17 protein-coding genes and 1 other RNA gene are annotated in these 16,939 nt (G+C 70.2%); 7 read left to right on the top strand and 11 right to left on the bottom strand.

Annotated elements, in window-relative coordinates; genetic code table 11:
• Nucleotides 1-18 precede the first annotated feature (18 nt).
• Nucleotides 19-1,551, top strand: coding sequence for a phytoene desaturase (locus ACTIE5_RS09720; protein WP_439549499.1), 1,533 nt, complete (start codon nt 19-21; stop codon nt 1,549-1,551).
• Here ACTIE5_RS09720 and crtD read toward each other — a convergent pair.
• Both crtD and ACTIE5_RS09710 read right to left on the bottom strand, forming a co-directional pair.
• Nucleotides 1,544-3,025, bottom strand: a complete 1,482-nt coding sequence (crtD, locus tag ACTIE5_RS09715) for a 1-hydroxycarotenoid 3,4-desaturase CrtD (protein WP_439549498.1) — start codon at nt 3,023-3,025, stop codon at nt 1,544-1,546. The two genes, ACTIE5_RS09720 and crtD, sit on opposite strands and share 8 nt — an antisense overlap.
• A 5-nt stretch (nt 3,026-3,030) precedes the next feature.
• A complete protein-coding gene (locus tag ACTIE5_RS09710; protein ID WP_439549497.1) occupies nt 3,031-3,777 on the bottom strand; it encodes a hypothetical protein in 747 nt (248 codons plus the stop codon).
• A gap of 73 nt (nt 3,778-3,850) precedes the next feature.
• On the opposite strand from ACTIE5_RS09710, the gene ACTIE5_RS09705 reads away from it, so the two are divergent.
• Both ACTIE5_RS09705 and ACTIE5_RS09700 read left to right on the top strand, forming a co-directional pair.
• Nucleotides 3,851-5,230 carry a cytochrome P450 gene (locus ACTIE5_RS09705; RefSeq protein ID WP_439549496.1) on the top strand — a complete coding sequence of 460 codons (1,380 nt, stop codon included), beginning with the start codon at nt 3,851-3,853 and terminating at the stop codon, nt 5,228-5,230.
• Complete coding sequence (locus ACTIE5_RS09700) at nt 5,227-6,357, top strand: ATP-grasp domain-containing protein (protein WP_439549495.1); 1,131 nt, start codon at nt 5,227-5,229, stop codon at nt 6,355-6,357. The genes ACTIE5_RS09705 and ACTIE5_RS09700 overlap by 4 nt, the downstream gene beginning before the upstream one ends.
• Here ACTIE5_RS09700 and ACTIE5_RS09695 read toward each other — a convergent pair.
• The 5 genes from ACTIE5_RS09695 to phnC all read right to left on the bottom strand — a co-directional run bounded on the left by ACTIE5_RS09695 (nt 6,350) and on the right by phnC (nt 10,428).
• Nucleotides 6,350-6,628, bottom strand: coding sequence for a hypothetical protein (locus ACTIE5_RS09695; protein WP_439549494.1), 279 nt, complete (start codon nt 6,626-6,628; stop codon nt 6,350-6,352). The genes ACTIE5_RS09700 and ACTIE5_RS09695 overlap by 8 nt on opposite strands.
• A 47-nt stretch (nt 6,629-6,675) precedes the next feature.
• Nucleotides 6,676-7,539: a phosphonate ABC transporter, permease protein PhnE gene (phnE, locus tag ACTIE5_RS09690; RefSeq protein ID WP_439549493.1), complete on the bottom strand. Its 864-nt coding sequence runs from the start codon at nt 7,537-7,539 to the stop codon at nt 6,676-6,678.
• Between the two features lie 5 nt (nt 7,540-7,544).
• On the bottom strand, nt 7,545-8,471 hold the full coding sequence (gene phnE / locus ACTIE5_RS09685; RefSeq protein ID WP_439549492.1) for a phosphonate ABC transporter, permease protein PhnE: 927 nt from the start codon (nt 8,469-8,471) through the stop codon (nt 7,545-7,547).
• A 2-nt stretch (nt 8,472-8,473) separates the two neighbouring features.
• Nucleotides 8,474-9,457 (bottom strand): phosphate/phosphite/phosphonate ABC transporter substrate-binding protein, encoded by a 984-nt coding sequence (gene phnD / locus ACTIE5_RS09680; RefSeq protein ID WP_439549491.1) that lies wholly within the window; start codon nt 9,455-9,457, stop codon nt 8,474-8,476.
• Nucleotides 9,458-9,600: 143 nt separating this feature from the next.
• Nucleotides 9,601-10,428, bottom strand: a complete 828-nt coding sequence (gene phnC, locus ACTIE5_RS09675) for a phosphonate ABC transporter ATP-binding protein (RefSeq protein WP_439549490.1) — start codon at nt 10,426-10,428, stop codon at nt 9,601-9,603.
• 168 nt (nt 10,429-10,596) lie between these two features.
• On the opposite strand from phnC, the gene ACTIE5_RS09670 reads away from it, so the two are divergent.
• Nucleotides 10,597-10,926 (top strand): NIPSNAP family protein, encoded by a 330-nt coding sequence (locus tag ACTIE5_RS09670; protein WP_092954618.1) that lies wholly within the window; start codon nt 10,597-10,599, stop codon nt 10,924-10,926.
• A 291-nt stretch (nt 10,927-11,217) separates the two neighbouring features.
• Here the strand turns inward: ACTIE5_RS09670 and recR are convergent, their stop codons facing one another.
• The 4 genes from recR to ffs all read right to left on the bottom strand — a co-directional run bounded on the left by recR (nt 11,218) and on the right by ffs (nt 14,296).
• Nucleotides 11,218-11,817 (bottom strand): recombination mediator RecR, encoded by a 600-nt coding sequence (recR, locus tag ACTIE5_RS09665; RefSeq protein WP_439549489.1) that lies wholly within the window; start codon nt 11,815-11,817, stop codon nt 11,218-11,220.
• Nucleotides 11,818-11,850: 33 nt separating this feature from the next.
• Nucleotides 11,851-12,177, bottom strand: a complete 327-nt coding sequence (locus ACTIE5_RS09660) for a YbaB/EbfC family nucleoid-associated protein (protein WP_439549488.1) — start codon at nt 12,175-12,177, stop codon at nt 11,851-11,853.
• 8 nt (nt 12,178-12,185) lie between these two features.
• Entirely contained in the window at nt 12,186-14,138 is a 1,953-nt protein-coding gene (locus tag ACTIE5_RS09655) for a DNA polymerase III subunit gamma/tau (RefSeq protein WP_439549487.1), read from the bottom strand.
• Between the two features lie 67 nt (nt 14,139-14,205).
• An RNA gene (gene ffs / locus ACTIE5_RS09650) (signal recognition particle sRNA small type) lies at nt 14,206-14,296 on the bottom strand.
• A gap of 125 nt (nt 14,297-14,421) precedes the next feature.
• On the opposite strand from ffs, the gene nudC reads away from it, so the two are divergent.
• From nudC to ACTIE5_RS09635, 3 genes are read left to right on the top strand one after another with little or no spacing between them, the layout of a single operon-like run.
• Nucleotides 14,422-15,351 carry an NAD(+) diphosphatase gene (gene nudC / locus ACTIE5_RS09645; protein ID WP_439549486.1) on the top strand — a complete coding sequence of 310 codons (930 nt, stop codon included), beginning with the start codon at nt 14,422-14,424 and terminating at the stop codon, nt 15,349-15,351.
• Entirely contained in the window at nt 15,348-15,638 is a 291-nt protein-coding gene (locus ACTIE5_RS09640; protein ID WP_439549485.1) for a phosphoribosylamine--glycine ligase, read from the top strand. Before nudC ends, ACTIE5_RS09640 begins: the two co-directional genes overlap by 4 nt.
• A gap of 3 nt (nt 15,639-15,641) precedes the next feature.
• The gene (locus tag ACTIE5_RS09635; RefSeq protein ID WP_439549484.1) at nt 15,642-16,937 is read left to right on the top strand and encodes a hypothetical protein; all 1,296 of its coding nucleotides are present in this window, start codon (nt 15,642-15,644) and stop codon (nt 16,935-16,937) included.
• The last annotated feature ends 2 nt before the right edge of the window (nt 16,938-16,939 follow it).

Below are 16,939 nucleotides of genomic sequence, written 5' to 3'. Positions count from 1 at the left end.
TTTCCAGGAAACGTCATCATGATGGACGGCATCGCCTTCCACGGCCGCACCCCGGATCCGCGCCCGCATGCCATCGTCATCGGCTCCGGCTTCGGCGGCCTGGCCGCCGCTATCCGCCTCGGCGCGCGCGGCTGGCGCGTCACGGTGCTGGAGAAGCTGGATGCCCCCGGTGGCCGCGCCTATGTCTACCGGCAGGACGGCTTCACCTTCGATGCCGGCCCCACCATCATCACCGCGCCCTACCTGCTGGAGGAACTCTGGACGCTGTGCGGTCGCCGCATGGCGGACGACCTCGACCTGCGGGCGATGAACCCCTTCTACCAGATCCGCTTCGATGACGGCACGGTGATGAACTGCTCCGCCGACCTCGACGCCACCCGCGCCGAGATCGCGCGCATCGCGCCGGAGGACCTGCCGGGCTTCGAGCGTTTCATCGCCGTCAGCGAACGCATCTTCGACATCGCCTTCGCCAAGCTCGCCGACCAGCCCTTCCACCAGCTCTCCACCCTGCTGGCCGCGGTGCCGGACATGATGAAGCTCGGCGGCTGGCGCACCGTCTATGGCAAGGTCAGCGACTACTTCACCAACGACAAGCTGCGCATCGCCTTCAGTTTTCACCCGTTGCTGATTGGTGGGAACCCGCTGACCACCACGGCCTATTACTGCCTGATCGCGCATCTCGAACGCCTGCACGGCGTGCACTACGCCATGGGCGGCATGGGCGCGGTGGTGAACGGCCTGGTCGGGCTGATCGAGGGCCAGGGCAGCCGCCTGCGCTACCATGCGGAGGTCGAGCAGATCACCGTCAAGGATGGCCAGGCGACGGGCGTGCGCCTGCGCGGCGGCGAACACATCGCGGCCGATGTCGTCGTCTCCAACGCCGATGTCGGCTGGACCTATTCGAAGCTGCTGAGCGAGCATCCGCGCCGCCGCTGGACCGACGCCAAGGTCGCGCGCACGCGCTACTCCATGTCGCTCTTCGTCTGGTATTTCGGCACCAATCGCCGCTTCGACGACGTTTACCACCACACCATGGTGCTCGGCCCGCGCTACCGCGAATTGCTGACGGATATCTTCAAGCGGAAGAAGCTGGCGAAGGATTTTTCCCTGTATCTCCATCGGCCGACGGCGACGGACCCGTCGCTGGCGCCGCCGGGCTGCGACAGTTTCTACGTGCTCTCGCCCGTGCCGCATCTCGGCAGCGGCACCGACTGGTCCGAGCAGGCGGAGCCCTATCGCGCCGCCATCCAGAAGCGGCTGGAGGAGACGATGCTGCCCGGCCTCGGTGATTCCATCGTCACGTCGCGCATGCTGACGCCGCAGGATTTCCGTGACCGGCTGCTGTCGGTGAATGGTGCCGCCTTTTCGCTGGAGCCGCAGCTGTTCCAATCCGCCTGGTTCCGGCCGCATAATGTCAGCGAGGAAGTGGGCGGCTTGTTCCTGGTGGGCGCCGGCACGCATCCCGGTGCCGGCGTGCCCGGTGTGGTGAGCAGCGCGAAGATCCTCGACCAGGTCGTGCCGCATGGCAGCACCCTGGCGAAGGTCAGCTGACGGAATCCTCCAGCAGCCGGGCGGCGGCCAACCGCCCGGACATCGCCGCCATCGGGACACCAGGGCCCGGATGCACCGACCCGCCGGCGAAATAGAGTCCCCGCACGCCGCCCTTGGCACCCGGCCGCGCGAAGGTGCCAGTCGCTCCATGGCTCGCGCGCCCATACAGTGCGCCGCCCGTGCCGGGGAACAGCCGATGAAACCCCGCGGGCGTGGTGGTCACGCTGTTGCGGCTGTCCACCGCGATCTCCAGCCCGCAATCCCGCAGCAGGCCGAGGCTCCGCGCCTCGATATCCCGCAGCACCAGCGGATCGGGCTCCCCGCGATCGCCATCCGCGGGCGCGTTCACCAGCAGCAGCATGCGCTCGGCGTCACCCTCCGCCACCTCTCCATGCCCCCGGTCCTGCGCGCAGAGATAGACGGTCGGCGCCGCCGTCACCTGGCGACGGCGGAAGACCGCGTCGAATTCCTCCGCGTAGTCCTCGGCGAAGAAGACGTTGTGATGCGTCAGGGGAAAGCCGCTGGTCGGCGCCTTCACGCACCAGGTGATGGCGGAGAGCGACCGCGCTTCCCGCGGCGTATCCCGCACCCCGCGCCGCGCGCGTTCCCCCAGCATCCCCTGGCCGAGCGCCGCGACATCGCCGTTGAACACCACCGCATCGGCGTCGATGTACTCGCCATCCATCAGCCGCACGCCGATCACGCGCCCGCCCTCGACGATGATCTCGGCGGCTTCCGTGCCGAAGCGGAACCGCGCGCCTTGCGTCTCCGCCAATTCGCGGATGGCGTCGGCCACGCGCTTCATGCCGCCCTTCACCAGCCAGACGCCGTCCTGCTCCACATGCGCCACCAGCATCAGCGTCGCCGGCGCCAGGAAGGGGGAGCAGCCGCAATAGGTGGCGTAGCGCCCGAACAACTGGCGCAGCCTGGGGTCGGTGAAATAGGTGCCGAGCGCCTGCCACATCGTCGCCCAGGGCATCGTCCGCCACAGCGCATCGATCCGCGACAGCCCGACGCGCCGCACCAGCTCAAGCGGGGAGGGCCGCTGCCCCGCGATGAAGCTGTCCTTCAGCGTCGCGAAGATATCCGTGCTGCGCGCGACGAAATCCCGATACCCCCGCGCATCCGCCGCGCCCGCGAAATCGCCGATGGCATCGGCGCTGCGGGCCACATCCGCGAACAGGTCGAGCCTTCCGCCGCGCCGCCAGGCATGCCGCGCCAGCGTCTCCGCCGCGTGCAATTCGACGAAATCCTCAAGCCGCCTGCCGGCATCCTCAAACAAACCGGAAAAAATCCAGCGCATGGTGAAGACGGTGGGGCCGCCATCGATGCCCGCGCCATCCACCATCACATGCCGGGCCTTGCCGCCAGCACCCGCCGCGCGGTCCAGCACGGTCACATCGGCCCCGCGCCGCGCGAGGTCCGTGGCCGCGGCCAGCCCGCCCATCCCCGCGCCGATCACTACCACCCGCATGGTCGTCAGGCCACGGCCCCCACGCGCCGGGCCCGCATCTGCCGCGCCTTCCGGTCCACATCCAGCCGGTGCCAGATGATGATGGCGAGCCCCACGATCAGCGGCACGCTCCACATCGCGGGATGCAGGGCCAGTTCAGGCAGGATTCGGACCGATCCGAAGGCCATGAAGGCGGTGTAGACGCTGATGCCCGCGCCGACCAAGGCCTTGATATGCTCCTTCAGCCAGTCCGCGCGCTCGACCTTCGGCTTGTGGATGAACCAGAGGTTCGTCAGCCCCGTCGCGACGCCGACCACGGCGATGCCGATCATCAGATATTGCCCGATGAACCAGCCATCCACCGCGCAGGCCAGCGCCGCCGCGATCACCGCGTATTGCAGCCCGACATTCAGGGGAGTCCGGTTCAGCGCGTGCTGACCCTTGTTGCGGATCGCGAGCCAGCCATACCAGGCCAGGTTGATGGTCAGGATGCCGGTATGCAGCATCATCCAGCCGAACAACCCGCGGATGAACTCCGCATCGAAGCGGTCGGCCAGGTGCGGATGCGTGCCGAAGGGGTCCGCCAGCGTCATCAGGCTCATGCACACGGCGAAGCAGCCCGTCGTGACCATCGCATAGGCGAAGACCCGCCCCCAGCGCGCATGGTTCACCCCGCCCTTGCGCCCGATCACCGGCACCCAGAAGGCGATCGCCCCCGTGCTGCCCGTGACGATATGCGCCGCGATGAGGCCATGGAACACCAGCAGCTCCATCCCTCGCCTCCCGTATGACCAAAGTGACAATGCCACTTGACACTTCGTGGTGTAAAGCGAGGGATATGGGGGCATGCTCATCTCGCCGACCGCCCCCTTCATCCCCCCGCATCCGCATCCGCGCTCGCCGGTCGTCTCGCTCTTCCGGGCGCTGCTGCAGGGGGAGGGCAATCTCCTCGGCCTGCTGCCGGCCGAGGCCTATCGGATGCCCATCGGCCCGCTCGGCTATTCGCGCCGCTCCATCGTGGTGGTGAACGAACCGAAGCTGGTGCGGGAGGTGCTGGTGGACCCCCAGGGCATCTTCCCGAAATCCGACCTGATGGTGAATGCGCTGGAGCCCCTGATCGGCGACAGCATTTTTGTCAGTAGCGGCCCCACCTGGAAGCGCCAGCGGGCCATGATGGACCCGGCGCTGAGCCTGATGCGCGTCAACCGCGCCTTCGCCAGCATGGAAGCCGGCGCCGCCGAATACGAGGAAACGCTGCACCGCCAGGCGCAATCCGGAGAAACCTTCTCCCTCGACCTGGCAATGAGCCATCTCACCGCCGACATCATCTGCCGCTCCGTCTTCTCGACCTCGCTGGCCACGACCGTGGCGCATGAGGTCTTCGACGCCTTCACCTTCTTCGAACGCAGCGTCGCGCAGGTGGAAATCCGCCGCCTCATCATGGATCGCGCCTGGACGAAGATCCCCCAGACCCAGGCCGTGCTGGACAGCTGCGCCCTGATCCGCCGCTGCCTGGGCGATCTGCTGGACAGCCACCTCGATGCCGGCCAGAGCTTCGACGACATCGCCAGCGCCGTCGTCGCCGCGCATGACGTGGACGGGAAAGCCTTCACGCGGGAGGAGCTGATCGACCAGCTCGGCGTGCTGTTCCTGGCGGGGCATGAGACCAGCGCCAGCGCGCTGACCTGGTGCTTCTATCTGTTGGCCACGCGCCCGGAACTCGTCGCCCGCATCCGTGCGGAAGTCGCGGAAGTCTGTGGCACCGGCCCCATCAGCTTCGAACACACGAGGCGCCTCGTCTTCACCCGCAACGTCTTCAACGAGACGCTGCGCCTCTATCCCCCCATCACCTTCCTGCCGCGCGTCGCCAACGAAGCCACGCGCATCGGCGACTACAAGGTGAAGCGTGGTGCCCTCATCATGGTGGCGCCCTGGGTGCTGCACCGCCATCGGCTCTACTGGAAGGACCCCAACGTCTTCGATCCCGATCGCTTCACGGCGGAGCGGAAATCGGATCTGGTCCAGGGCGCCTACATCCCCTTCGGCATCGGCCCCCGCATCTGCGCCGGCGCCGCCTTCGCGACGGTGGAGGCGACGCTGCTGATCGCGCGCCTGTTCCGCCATTTCGACTTCAAGGTCGAGAACCCGGAAGCCGTCCGCCCCGCTGCGCGCCTCACCACCCGCCCGACGCGGCAGGTCATGTGCCGGGTGGCCAGCGCGGGATGACCCGTACCGTCGTGCTCACGCTGGGCCGGCTGCCGAAGGCGCTGGACCTTGCCCGCGGCTTTGCCTCGGCCGGCTGGCGCGTCGTGGTCGCGGAGCCCTTCGCACGCCATCTCTGCGGCTCCTCCCGCGACGTGGCGCGGTCCATCCGCATCCCGCCGCCATCCCAGGGCAAGCGTGCCTATCTCGACGCCCTCGCCAAGGTCGTGCGCGACGAATCCGCGGAGCTTGTGGTGCCGGTGTCGGAGGAGACGATGCATGTCGCGCACCTCCCGCCCCTGCTGCCGCCCGGCGCGCGCGTCGCCACCATGCCGCCGGACCGCGTGCTCGCCCTGCACCACAAGGGCAGCTTCGTCGATGCCGGCCTGGCCTACGGATTGACGGTGCCGGAAAGCCTGCCCCTCGGCACGCCCGAAGCGGCCGGGCTCGCGAGTCACAGCGCCGTGGTGGTGAAGCCCGTCCACAGCTGCTCCGGCCGCGGCGTCCGCATCCTGGCCGCGGGCGATGCGCTGCCCGTCGAAGCCGACCCCCATCTCGTGCAACGCTTCGTCCGCGGTGCGGAGTTCAGCACCTGCTCCCTCGCCCACCAGGGCCGCGTGCTCGGCACCACCGTCTATCGCGGCGCGCAGATGTCGGGCTCCGTCGCCGTCTCCTTCGAGCGGGTGGACCACCCGGCCATCGAATCCTGGGCGGCGCGATTCATCGCGGCCAGCCACTGGTCCGGCTTCATCAGCTTCGACCTGATCGTGGATGATGCCGGCACGCCCTGGGGTATCGAGTGCAACCCCCGCACCACCAGCGGCCTGCATTTCTTCGAACCCGCCGATATCGCCCGCAGCCTGGCCGACCCGACAGCACCGCCACCACGGCACCGCCCCGAACGCACCCTCCAGCAATTCTGGTCCTGCCTGACGGAGACGCAGCTTTCCCTGTTCAAGGGCGGCCCCTTCCGCGCGAATCTGAAGCGGCTTCTCACCACGCGCGATGTCTGCTGGCAGGCGCGCGATCCCTGGCCGCTGCTGGCCATGCCCTACACCGCCTGGCCCATCATCCGCGACGCCGCGAAGAAGGGTGTTCCCTTCGGCGAAGTCGCGACGCTCGACGTCGGCTGGTACGACGGCGCTACTTGATCGGAATACCGTTCGCCCGCGCCACCGCGGCCGGATCGACACGGGATTCGTTCGATGCCTGAAGCCGCCCCGGCCGCAGCGGGCGCCGTCCCATCGACCAGTTCGGTGCCATCCGCACTTCCGGATTCGGCACGGTCCAGCAGGACCCGTCCGCATCCATGAAGACCACCCACATCAGGTGGCTTTCCGCGCCATAGTCGATGAGGAAATGCGCGATCCCCTCACCCTTCGGCGTCGTCATCGGCAGCGGCGGGTCGAGTTGCAGGATCATGCGGGCCGCAACGCAGGCTCACGCGCCCCCGTTCCCCGTCATGATTCTCAGCGCTTCGCGATCCCTTCGCGGTCCCCGATCAGCCGCCGGCGGATGCGCGACGACAGCAGGTCGATCACCGCCACCGCCGCGATCATCAGGATGATGATGAAGGCGACCTCGTCCCAGTAGCGGACCTTGATGCGTTCAGCGATCTGCAGCCCGATCCCGCCCGCGCCGACCACGCCGAGGATCGCCGCCGACCGCGTATTGGATTCGAGAAAATACAGCGCCTGCGCCACCATCACCGGCAGCACCTGCGGCAGCAGGCCGAAGCGCGTGCGCAGCAGGCGGTTGCCGCCCACCGCGTCGATTCCCTCCGCCTGGCGCTTCTCCGCATTCTCGATCGCCTCGGCATAGAGTTTTGCGAGTACCGCGATATCCGCGGTCGCGATCGCCAGCACCCCTGCCAGCGGGCCGAGCCCCACCGCCCGCACATAGGCCAGCGCCCAGATCAGCTGGTCCACGCCGCGGAAGCCGTCGAAGACGCGCCGGAGCGAGAAATGCGCCAGCGTGTTCGTCACCACGTTGTTCGCGCCCAGGAACCCCAGCGGCACGGCGATGATCGCGGCGAAGAGCGTGCCGAGGAAGGCCATCGCGATGCTCTCCGCGATGCCCTTCAGGATCTCCACCCATTGTTCGCCCGGTGAGGGCGGGATCATCAGAGTGACGATGACGCCAAGCCCCGACAGCCCGTTCCACAGCCGCTGGGGCGTGATGTCGAACCACCAGAACAGGAACACCAGCCACCCCAGCGCCGCCGCCCCCGCCACGGCGCGGATCGCGCGCGTGCGGGGCGCGGCGCCGAAGGCCCGCGGGTAGCGCGCGCGCAGCGCGGCGATCTGGTCCGGCGTGGGTTGCGCGAGTGCCATCGCCGTCAGCCCGCGCTGCCGCGCGTGGCGGAAGCGTTCAACCCCATGCGCAGCTTCTCCGACACCACATCGATCATGGCGACAGCGATGATGATCAGCACGACGATGGCGCTGATCTCCTCGTAGTAGTTGAAGGCGATCACCTGGTAGAGTTCCGCGCCGATCCCGCCCGCGCCGACGAAGCCGATCACGCTGGCGCCGCGCACATTCACCTCGAACCGCAGCAGCGCGTAGCTCAGGAAATTGGGCGCCACCTGCGGCAGCACGCCGAAGCGGGCGCGGTGGAACCAGTTGCCGCCGGCGGCGCGCACGCCCTCCACCGGCCCGGGCTCCGCATTCTCCACCACTTCCGCGAACAGCTTGCCATTGGCGCCCAGCGTATGGATGGCGATGGCGAGGATGCCGGCCAGCGGCCCGATGCCGAAGGCCCAGACGAAGATCAGCGCGAAGACGATCTCCGGCACCGTCCGGCACACTTCCAGGAAGCGGCGGGAGAGGTGGTAGACCCAGCCATTCGGCGCCATGTTGCGCGCCGCCGGGAAGCACAGCGCCAGCGCCCCCAGCGTGCCCGCCAGCGTCGCCAGCAGGGCCATCTGCGCCGTCTCGAACAGCAGCCAGGCCCATTTGTCGGCGCGGTACATCCAGGAGGCGAAGCTGCCCTCCGTCTCCCAATCCGCGAAGAAGACCTCCCAGCGGAAGGTCGGCAGCGTGCGCCAGAAATACTCGCCGATGCGCGGCAGCCCGGCCAGGATGGCGGCGGGCGACGCCTCGCTCACCAGCGCCGCCACATAGATGCAGACCAGCAGGACGCCACCCCATAGCAGGGTGGCGTTGCGTTGGGTGCGGCGCGCCGCCTGGAAATCCGCCTCGATGCGGGGAACCGCCCCGGAATGGCCAGGCACGGGGCGGTGAAGGGGGAGCGCCGCGGACACGCTCAGCTGCGCCGGCGCCGCTCGGCCGCTTCCTCGCGGCGCAGCTGCACGATCGGCTCGAACTGCTCATGCGTCACGGCGGCATAGCCCTGGCCGCCACCACGCTCGACCTGCGCGTAGATCTGCGGATGCGCGGTGGCCAGCGCCAGGTGGAACTGCGCGAAATCGGCCTTGAAGGCCGCCGGCAGGTCCTTCCGCACCGTCATCGGCCCGTTCAGGATCGGGCGGGACCGCCAGATGACCCGAAGGTCGCGCATGTTCAGCATCCCCTTCTCGACCATGGCGCGAAGGTTGCCGCGGGTGAAGCCCTGCGCCTCGTCGCCCTGGCCGGAGGCCCAGGTCACGGCCGCATCATACTGGCGCTGCAGCACCGCGACCACCGCCTGTTCATGCCCGCCGCCGAAGCCGGTGCGGGAGAAATACTGGCCGCTTTCGGTGCCGATGCCGGCCGCGCGCAGCTCGCTCCGCGGCACCAGGTAGCCGGAGGTGCTGTTCGGGTCCGCCCAGGCGAGCGACTTGCCGCGCAGCTGCTCCAGGCTCGTGATCCCGCTATCCGCCCGCACTACCATGACGGCGATGTAGGAGATGCCGCCATCGGCCTCCCGCGCCACGAACAGCGGCTCCACCGCCCCGTTGGTGTCGAGCCACGCGCCGGCATAGGCGGAAGCGCCCATGGCCGCGCCCTCGATCTGCCGGGCAGAGAATGCCTGCATCACGCCGGCGTAGTCGGAGGCCGGGAACAGCCGGACCGGCACGCCAAAGGTCGTCTCCAGCAGGCCGCGATAGGCTTCGTACCGGCCAAGCCGGTCCGATTCGTTCTCACCGCCCAGCAACCCGATGCGGAGCTGCGGCACCTGCTGCGCCCAGGGGCGGCGCCCCGGCTGGGGCATGGCAGGCCCCTGGGCAGGCCCCTGGGCGGGGGTCTGGGCGAGTGCGGGGAAGGGGGCCGCCAGGGCGGCAGCCATCATCAGGCGACGGGTGATCATGCGGGTCTCTCCCAGTGGGGTTGGAAAAACGCCGCCGATCCCGCCGCCCACGGCCTTTTCAGGCCGGGCTTGAAGCCTCATCCCCGCTGCGGTCGCGGCGCCCATCCGGCGCGTTGACGCTGTCGGGGATGAAGCTGCAAGCCCTAGGCGATGGCGAGACCGGCCTTCGGCGCGCGCTGGGCCTTTGGCTTCACAGCCTCCTCGGCCTGCTCGTCGAACTCGTCCTCGGACACGCCGTAGATCTCGCGCACCTTCTCCCCGGTCAGCATCGCGGGGGGGCCGTCGAACATCACGCGGCCGGCCTGCATGGCGACGATCCGGTCGCAGTAGTGCCTGGCGGTGTCGAGGTGATGGAGGTTGGTCAGCACCGTGATGCCATCCTCCCGGTTCACCTGGCGCAGCGCTTCCATCACCGTCCGCGCATTGCGCGGGTCGAGGCTCGCGATCGGCTCATCGGCCAGGATGAATTTCGGCTCCTGCATCAGGGCGCGGCAGATCGCCACGCGCTGCTGCTGGCCGCCGGAGAGCGTGTCGGCGCGCTGCAGCGCCGTATCCGCCAGGTCGAAGCGGTCCAGCGCCTGGATCGCCAGCGCCCGTTCCGCTGGCGTGAACAGGCAGAGCAGGCTGGTCAGCGTGCCCATGAAGCCCGGCCGGTGGTTCAGCCGGCCGACCAGCACATTGGTCAGCACATCAAGCCGCTGCACCAGGTTGAACTGCTGGAAGATCATGGCGCAGTCGGTGCGCCACCGCCGCAGCGCGGGGCCGCGCAGCGCCGTGATATCCCGGCCATCATGGATGATCCGCCCCTCGGAGGGTTCGGTCAGGCGGTTGATCATCCGCAGCAGGGTCGATTTCCCCGCGCCGGACCGGCCGATCACGCCCACCATCTGCCCGTCCGGGATCGAGAGGCGGACATCATTCACCGCCGTCACGGAACCGAACCGACGTGTCAGACCCTGAAGCTCCAGCATCCCCGCCGCCCTTTGATGAGACGGCCTATACATGCACCGGATGACACGGTTGTTGCAGGGGAATGATGGTCCCGTGTCATCGACACGCCGCGGTTTTCCCGCCCGGGCCTCTTCCGCGCCGGGTCGGGCCGCGCGATCCTCCGCGCCCAACCCAGGGGGAACCGCCCGATGATCGTCGACCTGCGCATCTACACCACGGCACCCGGCAAGCTGGCCGAGTTCGTGTCGCTGTATGAGACCATGGCCTGGCCGCTGCAGCTGAAATACCTGGAGAACTGCCTGGGCTGGTACACGACGGTGGAAGGCGAGTTGAACACCGTCGTCCATCTCTGGGGCTATGCCGACCTGGCGGACCGCGACCGCCGCCGCACCGCCATGGCGGCGGACCCGGCCTGGGGCGCCTATCTGAAGGAGGGTGCGGCGCGCGGGCTGCTGGTGAAGCAGGAGAATCGCTTCGTGCGGCCGACGGGCTTCTACAGCAAGTTCAAGGCGGGCTGATCGGCCCGCGGGGAGCGCTGCTCCCCCCGATACCCCCCTCGCCAGGGTCGAAGGCGACCCTGGACCGCCGGGTATGAAACCGAAGACGGTCCAGGGCCGGTTCGGCCCTGGTGGTGGGGGTCCGGGGGAGGCGAAGCCTTCCCCGGCATGACCCGCGAAACCCCTGGCGTCCTTCCTTGCGTTCCTGATATGTTCATTCCGCCGCCGCCCTTCGGCGCCCCCGCACCCCCGAAAACGGTGCTAAAAGTGCTAAACGGCCATAATCCCTCTAAGAACTAAGCGACTAAAAAGTCACACCGGCCGCCGCGCCCGCAGCGCCGCCGCCAGCGTGCCCTCATCCAGCACATCCAGCGCACCCCCCATCGGCACCCCCTGCGCCAGCCTGGTCACGGCAACATCCGCGGGCTTGAGGCGGTCCGTCAGGTAATGCGCCGTCGCCGTGCCATCGACGGTGGCGGGCAGGGCGATGATGACTTCCGTCACACCCTCCTGCTCCACCCGCCGCAGCAGCGGCTGGATGGACAATTCCTCCGGCCCGATGCCCGCGAGCGGGGAGAGCGTGCCCCCCAGCACATGGTACAGCCCGTGATGCGCATGGGCGCGTTCCAGCGCCCAGAGATCGGCGACGCCTTCCACCACGCAGACCAGGTGCCGGTCCCGCCGCGGGTCCGTGCAGATGCCGCAGGGCGATTGCGCGTCGAGGTTGCCGCAGGCCTGGCAGGGTCGCACGGCCTCGGCCGCCGCTGTCAGCGCTTCCGCCAACGGCAGCATCGTCTCCTCCGGCTTCATCAGCATGCGCAGCACCGCCCGCCGCGCGCTCCGCCGGCCAAGGCCAGGGGTGCGCGCGAGCAGCGCGATCAGCCGCTCGATCGGATCATTCGGTAAGGACAAGCGCGCGCCCTGCTACGCCCTATCCGGCGATGCTCAGAATGGCAGCTTCAGCCCGCCGAGGCCGCCCGGGATGTTCATCCCCGCCGTCGCCTTCTGCATCTCCTCCGCCATCATCGCCTCCACTTTCTGCTTGGCGTCGGCATGGGCGGCGACGATCAGATCCTCCAGCACCTCCCGGTCATCCATCAGGGAGGGATCGATGGTCAGCCGGCGCAGGTCGCCCTTGCCGGACAGCCGCACCTTCACCATGCCGCCGCCGGAGGCACCCTCCATCTCGGAGGCCTCCAGCTTCGCCTGCATCTCCTGCATGCGCGTCTGCATCTGCTGCGCCTGCTTCAGCATGTTGCCGAGGTTCTTCATGGCGTCGCTCAATCCTCCGGTGAGATGTCGTCATCAAGCCCCGCCGGCTCCGCATCCGGCGGCGCGAAGTCGCGTCCAGGATCGGTGTCGTCGAAGGCCGAGGGCGGTGGCAACCCGTAATTGTCGAGGCTGGCATCACGAACCGCCTCGATCGTGGCGCCCGGGAAGGCGTCCAGCACCGCCTGCACCAGCGGGTGGGTGCGTGCCAGGGCGCGGCGGTCCGATTCCGCGACGCGCCCCTGCTCGGCCAGCGTCGGCTCCCCTTCCGCATTGGACAGTGCCACGGTCCAGCGCGCGCCCGTCGTCTCCATCAGCAGCGCGGTGATCTGCTGCGCCAGGTCGCGTGGCGCGTCCGGCTTGGTGCGGAGCTCGATGCGTCCCCCCGCCGGCGCGGTGGGCGTGACCTTCACGGGATGGACGCTGTGGACGAGGTGCGCGTGCAGCATCGGCTTCCGCCCATGCGCCAGCGCCGCGATGTCGCGGTAGTTCGCCACCACCGGCACCGCCGGCGCGGCTGCCACCGCTTCCACGGGCGCCGCCACCTGGGCCACGGCCACCGCCGCGCCGCCCATCCCCCCGCCGGCAATCGCCCGCAGCCCGCCGCCGCCAGGCGGGGGCGCGGCGGGCCCGGCCGGTGCCGAGACGCCCTGTTCCGTCAGCCGCCGCACCAGGTCGCCCGGCGTCGGCAGTTCCGCCACATGGGCGATGCGGATCAGCACCATCTCCGCCGCCGCGCGCCGGTCCACGCCATCCTGCGCGACCTCCTGCAACCCCTTCAGCAGCATCTGCCAGCAGCGCGCCAGCACGGGGATGGAAAGGCGATCGGCGAGCTGCGCGCCCCGCACGCGCTCCGCCTCCGGCAGCGCCGGGTCCTTGCGGAGCGCGGGCACGGATTTCATCCGGCTCAGCAGATGCGTCAGTTCCAGCAGGTCGGACAGCACCACGCCGGGGTCCGTGCCCCGCGCATGCGCCTGCTCCGAAAGCCCGAGCGCGGTCGCCGCATCCCCCGCCATCAGCGCTTCCATGAGCGAGACGGCGAGCCCGCGCTCCGCCAGCCCCAGCATGTCCACCACGGCCTCTGCCGTCACGCCGCCGCCGCCCGCCATGGCGATCGCCTGGTCGAGGATCGACAGGCCATCGCGCACCGATCCATCGGCCGCGCGCGCGACCATCGCCAGCGCCTCGCCCTCCGCCGGCACGTCCTCGGCCGCGCAGATGCGCTCGAAATGCGCCAGCAGCTGGTCCTGCGGCACGCGGCGCAAATGGAAGGTCTGGCAGCGGGAGAGGATGGTGGTCGGCACCTTCCGCAATTCCGTCGTCGCCAGCATGAACTTCACGTCCGGCGGCGGTTCCTCCAGCGTCTTCAGCAGGGCGTTGAAGGCGGCCGTGGACATCATGTGGACCTCGTCCAGGATGATGACCTTGAAGCGGCCCTGGGCGGGGCGGAAGCGCAGGCGTTCGCGCAGCTCCCGCACATCGTCGATGCCGTTGTTGCTGGCGGCGTCCAGTTCCTGCACGTCGGGGTGCCGGTCCGCCAGGATGGCGCGGCATTCCGCGCAGACGCCACAGGGCTCCGGCGTCGGCCCGCCCTTGCCGTCGGGGCCGATGCAGTTCAACGCGCGGGCGATGATGCGGGCGGTGGTCGTCTTGCCCACGCCGCGGACGCCCGTGAGCATGAAGGCGTGGTGCACCCGCCCCTGCGCGAAGGCATTGCGCAGCGTTTTGACCAGTGCTTCCTGCCCGATGAGGTCCGCGAAATTCTGCGGGCGGTATTTGCGGGCCAGGACGCGATAGGGCGTGCCGGAAGCCGCGACCGGGGCGGCAGGAACGGGGGCAGGGGGCGGCGCGGCGGCTTCCGGCGGATCGGGGGCCCCGAACAGCCCCGGGCCTTCCTGCGGCGGGGGCGGCAGCCCCTCCTCCTCGTCAGGCGGTAGCGGGTTGCCGAAGATATCGCTGGCCATGCGGTTCGTCCGGGTTAGCGTGGGCCCGGAGCAAATTGCCCAGAAGGGGCGGGGCCAGGGTCAGGTGGAAGATCGGCGGCCGACCCGCGCGAGAACTCGTTACGGCTGCTTCCTTCCGGACCTGACCGGGTTGGCGAGGAGCACGTCCGTCGCCGACCTTCCGCCCCCAATATCGGGGGTCGGAGCCGCCGCGGCAACACCCCCCCACGCCGCTAGCGGCGATACCCCCCGCCATGATCACCCGCCCTGGACCCGCCGCGGGTCGCGTGGCAGGGTCCGGCCGATGCTCTCCGTCCCCGCCAGCCGTCCCAATGCCTATACGGGCAGCCCCCTCGATCGCGCCGGTCACCGGCGCGACGATGCGGACTGGATCGCCCAGGCCCTCGCCGATCCCGAGACCCTCTTCACCCCCGTCTGGCGCAGTCGCAGCCTGATGAAGGGCGTGGAGGCCGGGACGCCCGAAGCCGTGCTGCTGACCGGCGCCGCCGCGGAAGCCGTGCGCATGGCCGGCGGCCCCTGGGCCTTCCTCGGCTTCTGGGAAGGCCGCCCCGTCTTCACCGTCGATTGCTCCGGCGCCGAGGACCCGCTGCCGCTGCTGCCGGACGGCATGGGCAGCTTCACCGACCTCCGCCAGGTCGCGGGGCTGCTGCCGGCCGGGGAGGCATCGGTGCTGGCCCATGCCCGCGGCCTGATGCATTGGCGCACGCGCCATCGCTTCTGCGGCGTCTGCGGCGCCGAATGCGCGCCGCGCAGCGCCGGCAACGTCATGGTCTGCACCGCCTGCAACGCCCAGCACTTCCCCCGCACCGACCCCGCCGTGATCATGCTGGTGGTGCGCGACGGGAAGGCATTGCTCGGCCATTCCCACCGCTTCCCGAACTCGAAGATGTACTCGACCCTCGCCGGCTTCGTGGAACCCGGCGAGAGCCTGGAGGAAGCGGTGCGGCGGGAGGTGAAGGAGGAAACCGGCGTCGATGTCGGCGATGTCCGCTACCACTCCTCCCAGCCCTGGCCCTTCCCGGCCTCCATCATGCTGGGCTTCCATGCGGAGGGGCTGTCGGATGCGATCACCATCGACCCCGATGAACTGCAGGACGCGCGCTGGTTCACGCGGGAGGAGATGCGCGACGCCGCCGCGCACGGCTTCTCCCTGCCGCGAATCGATTCCATCGCGCGGCGCCTGATCGAGGATTGGCTGGAGCACGGCCCATGAAGCCCCATTTCGCCACGCTTTCCCTGCTGTTCCTTGCGGCCTGCGGCGGCGCTGCGGCCCCGCGCCCGGCGGAGACGCCGGCCATGGCCGAATGCCGGGCGGAGGCCGAGCGGTCCCCGGGCGCGCAGGCCATGTTCAGCCGCATGAACCTGCAGAACCCCAACAACCTCGACCGCGTGGAGCGGGAGCGGGAGGCGGTCGTCAACCGCGCCTATGCGGATTGCCTGACGCGGCGCGGCATCGTGCGCGGCGGCGGCGTGGAGCCGGTTCGCCGCTCCGGCCTCTGATCCGTGTCCGGCGCCACCCCCCCATCCCCGCCATCCCGCGGCCTGGCCGGCTTCCTGGATGCGCTGCGGGATGGCTGCCTGGTGGTGGGCTGGGCCGCCGATCCGCAGGACCCCGCGGTGCGCCCCACCATCCGCCTGATGCGGGGGGTGGAGGTGCTGGCGGAAGGCACCGCCGACATCCAGCGCGATGACGGCAACCCCGGCTTCCGCCTGCGCTCCCCCACGCCGCTGACGGCGCGCGATTTCCTTGAGGGAAGGGTGCGCGTGCGCGCCGTGCTGCCCGGCCGCCCCGTCGCCACCACCCTGGCCATGACGCGCCGGATGCGCGATGCGCTGGAAGCCGAGGCCGAGGGCGCCGCAACCCCGCCCGCGCCGCTACCCGCACCGCCGCCACCACCGGCGGTCCCCGCACCGCCCGCGCCGCCGCCACTACCGGCAGCCCCCGCGCCAGCCGTACCGCCGTCGCCGGCAGTCCCCACGCCACCGCCGCCGCCGGCAGCCCCCGCGCCACCACCGGCCGCGCCCGCGTCACCCTCCGCACCCGGCGCCGCCGCCTTGCCCGCGCCCCTCGGCGCCCTGCTCCGCATCGCCCACGGCCTCGCTGCCGGCCCCGTCGCCACGCTTCACCTTGTGCTGCCGCGCCGTCAGGGCGTGCTGGCCGCGCAGGCCGATCCCGCCCTGACGGCGCTGGAACGGGCGGCCGCGGCGGAGCCCGCCCTGGCCGCCGGCTGGGTGCCGTTGCGCCAGGCCTTCGCCCGGCTGCCCAATCCGGCGCCCCTCTGGCGGCAGGATGGGGAGAGCCTGGCGATCGAGGGCAGTCTGGCGCTGGTGGAGACGCTGCTGGCCATGCTGCGCGCGCTGCGGCCGGAGGCCGCGGACCAGATCGCCCGCGCCGCCGCCATCCTCGCCCGCGCCGACCTGGCCGCCCTGCCGCGGCGGGAGGTCGAGGAGGGTTCCGCCCAGGCGGCGGGCCCCGCCTTCATGGGTGTCGCGATGCGGGAGACGGAGCCGGCGCTGACCGCCGACATCTTCTACGACCAGCCGCCGCCCCGCCCCATGGGGCCGCCTTTGCCGGGGCTGGAGGCCTGGGCCAGCCCCGGCGCGCCGCTGCCCTGGCGGGTCGTGGTGATGACCGAGGCCGGCCTCGGCGGCAGCGCCACCCCCGCCGCCCTGGGCTGGTGGCTGCGCCAGTTGTTCGCGGAATGCGTGGTGAGCGAGGCGCTGGCGACGGTGGACCCCGCCGCCATCCTCGCCACCCAGCCCGGCCTGGTGCTGACGCTGGCGCGGGAGCCGGGCTGAGT

Origin of the sequence: Falsiroseomonas sp. (assembly GCF_051859025.1) — a bacterium.
Classification (GTDB): domain Bacteria; phylum Pseudomonadota; class Alphaproteobacteria; order Acetobacterales; family Acetobacteraceae; genus Falsiroseomonas.
This window is presented reverse-complemented; position numbering and strand designations above follow the sequence as displayed.

What these genes read in the sequence shown, in the direction of transcription:
- phnC (WP_439549490.1), bottom strand. Translation starts at nt 10,428, where the DNA reads ATGCTGGAGCTTCAGGGTCTGACACGTCGGTTCGGTTCCGTGACGGCG.
- phnE (WP_439549493.1), bottom strand. Translation starts at nt 7,539, where the DNA reads ATGGCACTCGCGCAACCCACGCCGGACCAGATCGCCGCGCTGCGCGCG.
- ACTIE5_RS09670 (WP_092954618.1), top strand. Translation starts at nt 10,597, where the DNA reads ATGATCGTCGACCTGCGCATCTACACCACGGCACCCGGCAAGCTGGCC.
- ACTIE5_RS09705 (WP_439549496.1), top strand. Translation starts at nt 3,851, where the DNA reads ATGCTCATCTCGCCGACCGCCCCCTTCATCCCCCCGCATCCGCATCCG.
- ACTIE5_RS09640 (WP_439549485.1), top strand. Translation starts at nt 15,348, where the DNA reads ATGAAGCCCCATTTCGCCACGCTTTCCCTGCTGTTCCTTGCGGCCTGC.
- nudC (WP_439549486.1), top strand. Translation starts at nt 14,422, where the DNA reads ATGCTCTCCGTCCCCGCCAGCCGTCCCAATGCCTATACGGGCAGCCCC.
- ACTIE5_RS09660 (WP_439549488.1), bottom strand. Translation starts at nt 12,177, where the DNA reads ATGAAGAACCTCGGCAACATGCTGAAGCAGGCGCAGCAGATGCAGACG.
- ACTIE5_RS09695 (WP_439549494.1), bottom strand. Translation starts at nt 6,628, where the DNA reads ATGATCCTGCAACTCGACCCGCCGCTGCCGATGACGACGCCGAAGGGT.
- ACTIE5_RS09720 (WP_439549499.1), top strand. Translation starts at nt 19, where the DNA reads ATGATGGACGGCATCGCCTTCCACGGCCGCACCCCGGATCCGCGCCCG.
- ACTIE5_RS09710 (WP_439549497.1), bottom strand. Translation starts at nt 3,777, where the DNA reads ATGGAGCTGCTGGTGTTCCATGGCCTCATCGCGGCGCATATCGTCACG.
- ACTIE5_RS09655 (WP_439549487.1), bottom strand. Translation starts at nt 14,138, where the DNA reads ATGGCCAGCGATATCTTCGGCAACCCGCTACCGCCTGACGAGGAGGAG.
- ACTIE5_RS09700 (WP_439549495.1), top strand. Translation starts at nt 5,227, where the DNA reads ATGACCCGTACCGTCGTGCTCACGCTGGGCCGGCTGCCGAAGGCGCTG.
- crtD (WP_439549498.1), bottom strand. Translation starts at nt 3,025, where the DNA reads ATGCGGGTGGTAGTGATCGGCGCGGGGATGGGCGGGCTGGCCGCGGCC.
- phnD (WP_439549491.1), bottom strand. Translation starts at nt 9,457, where the DNA reads ATGATCACCCGTCGCCTGATGATGGCTGCCGCCCTGGCGGCCCCCTTC.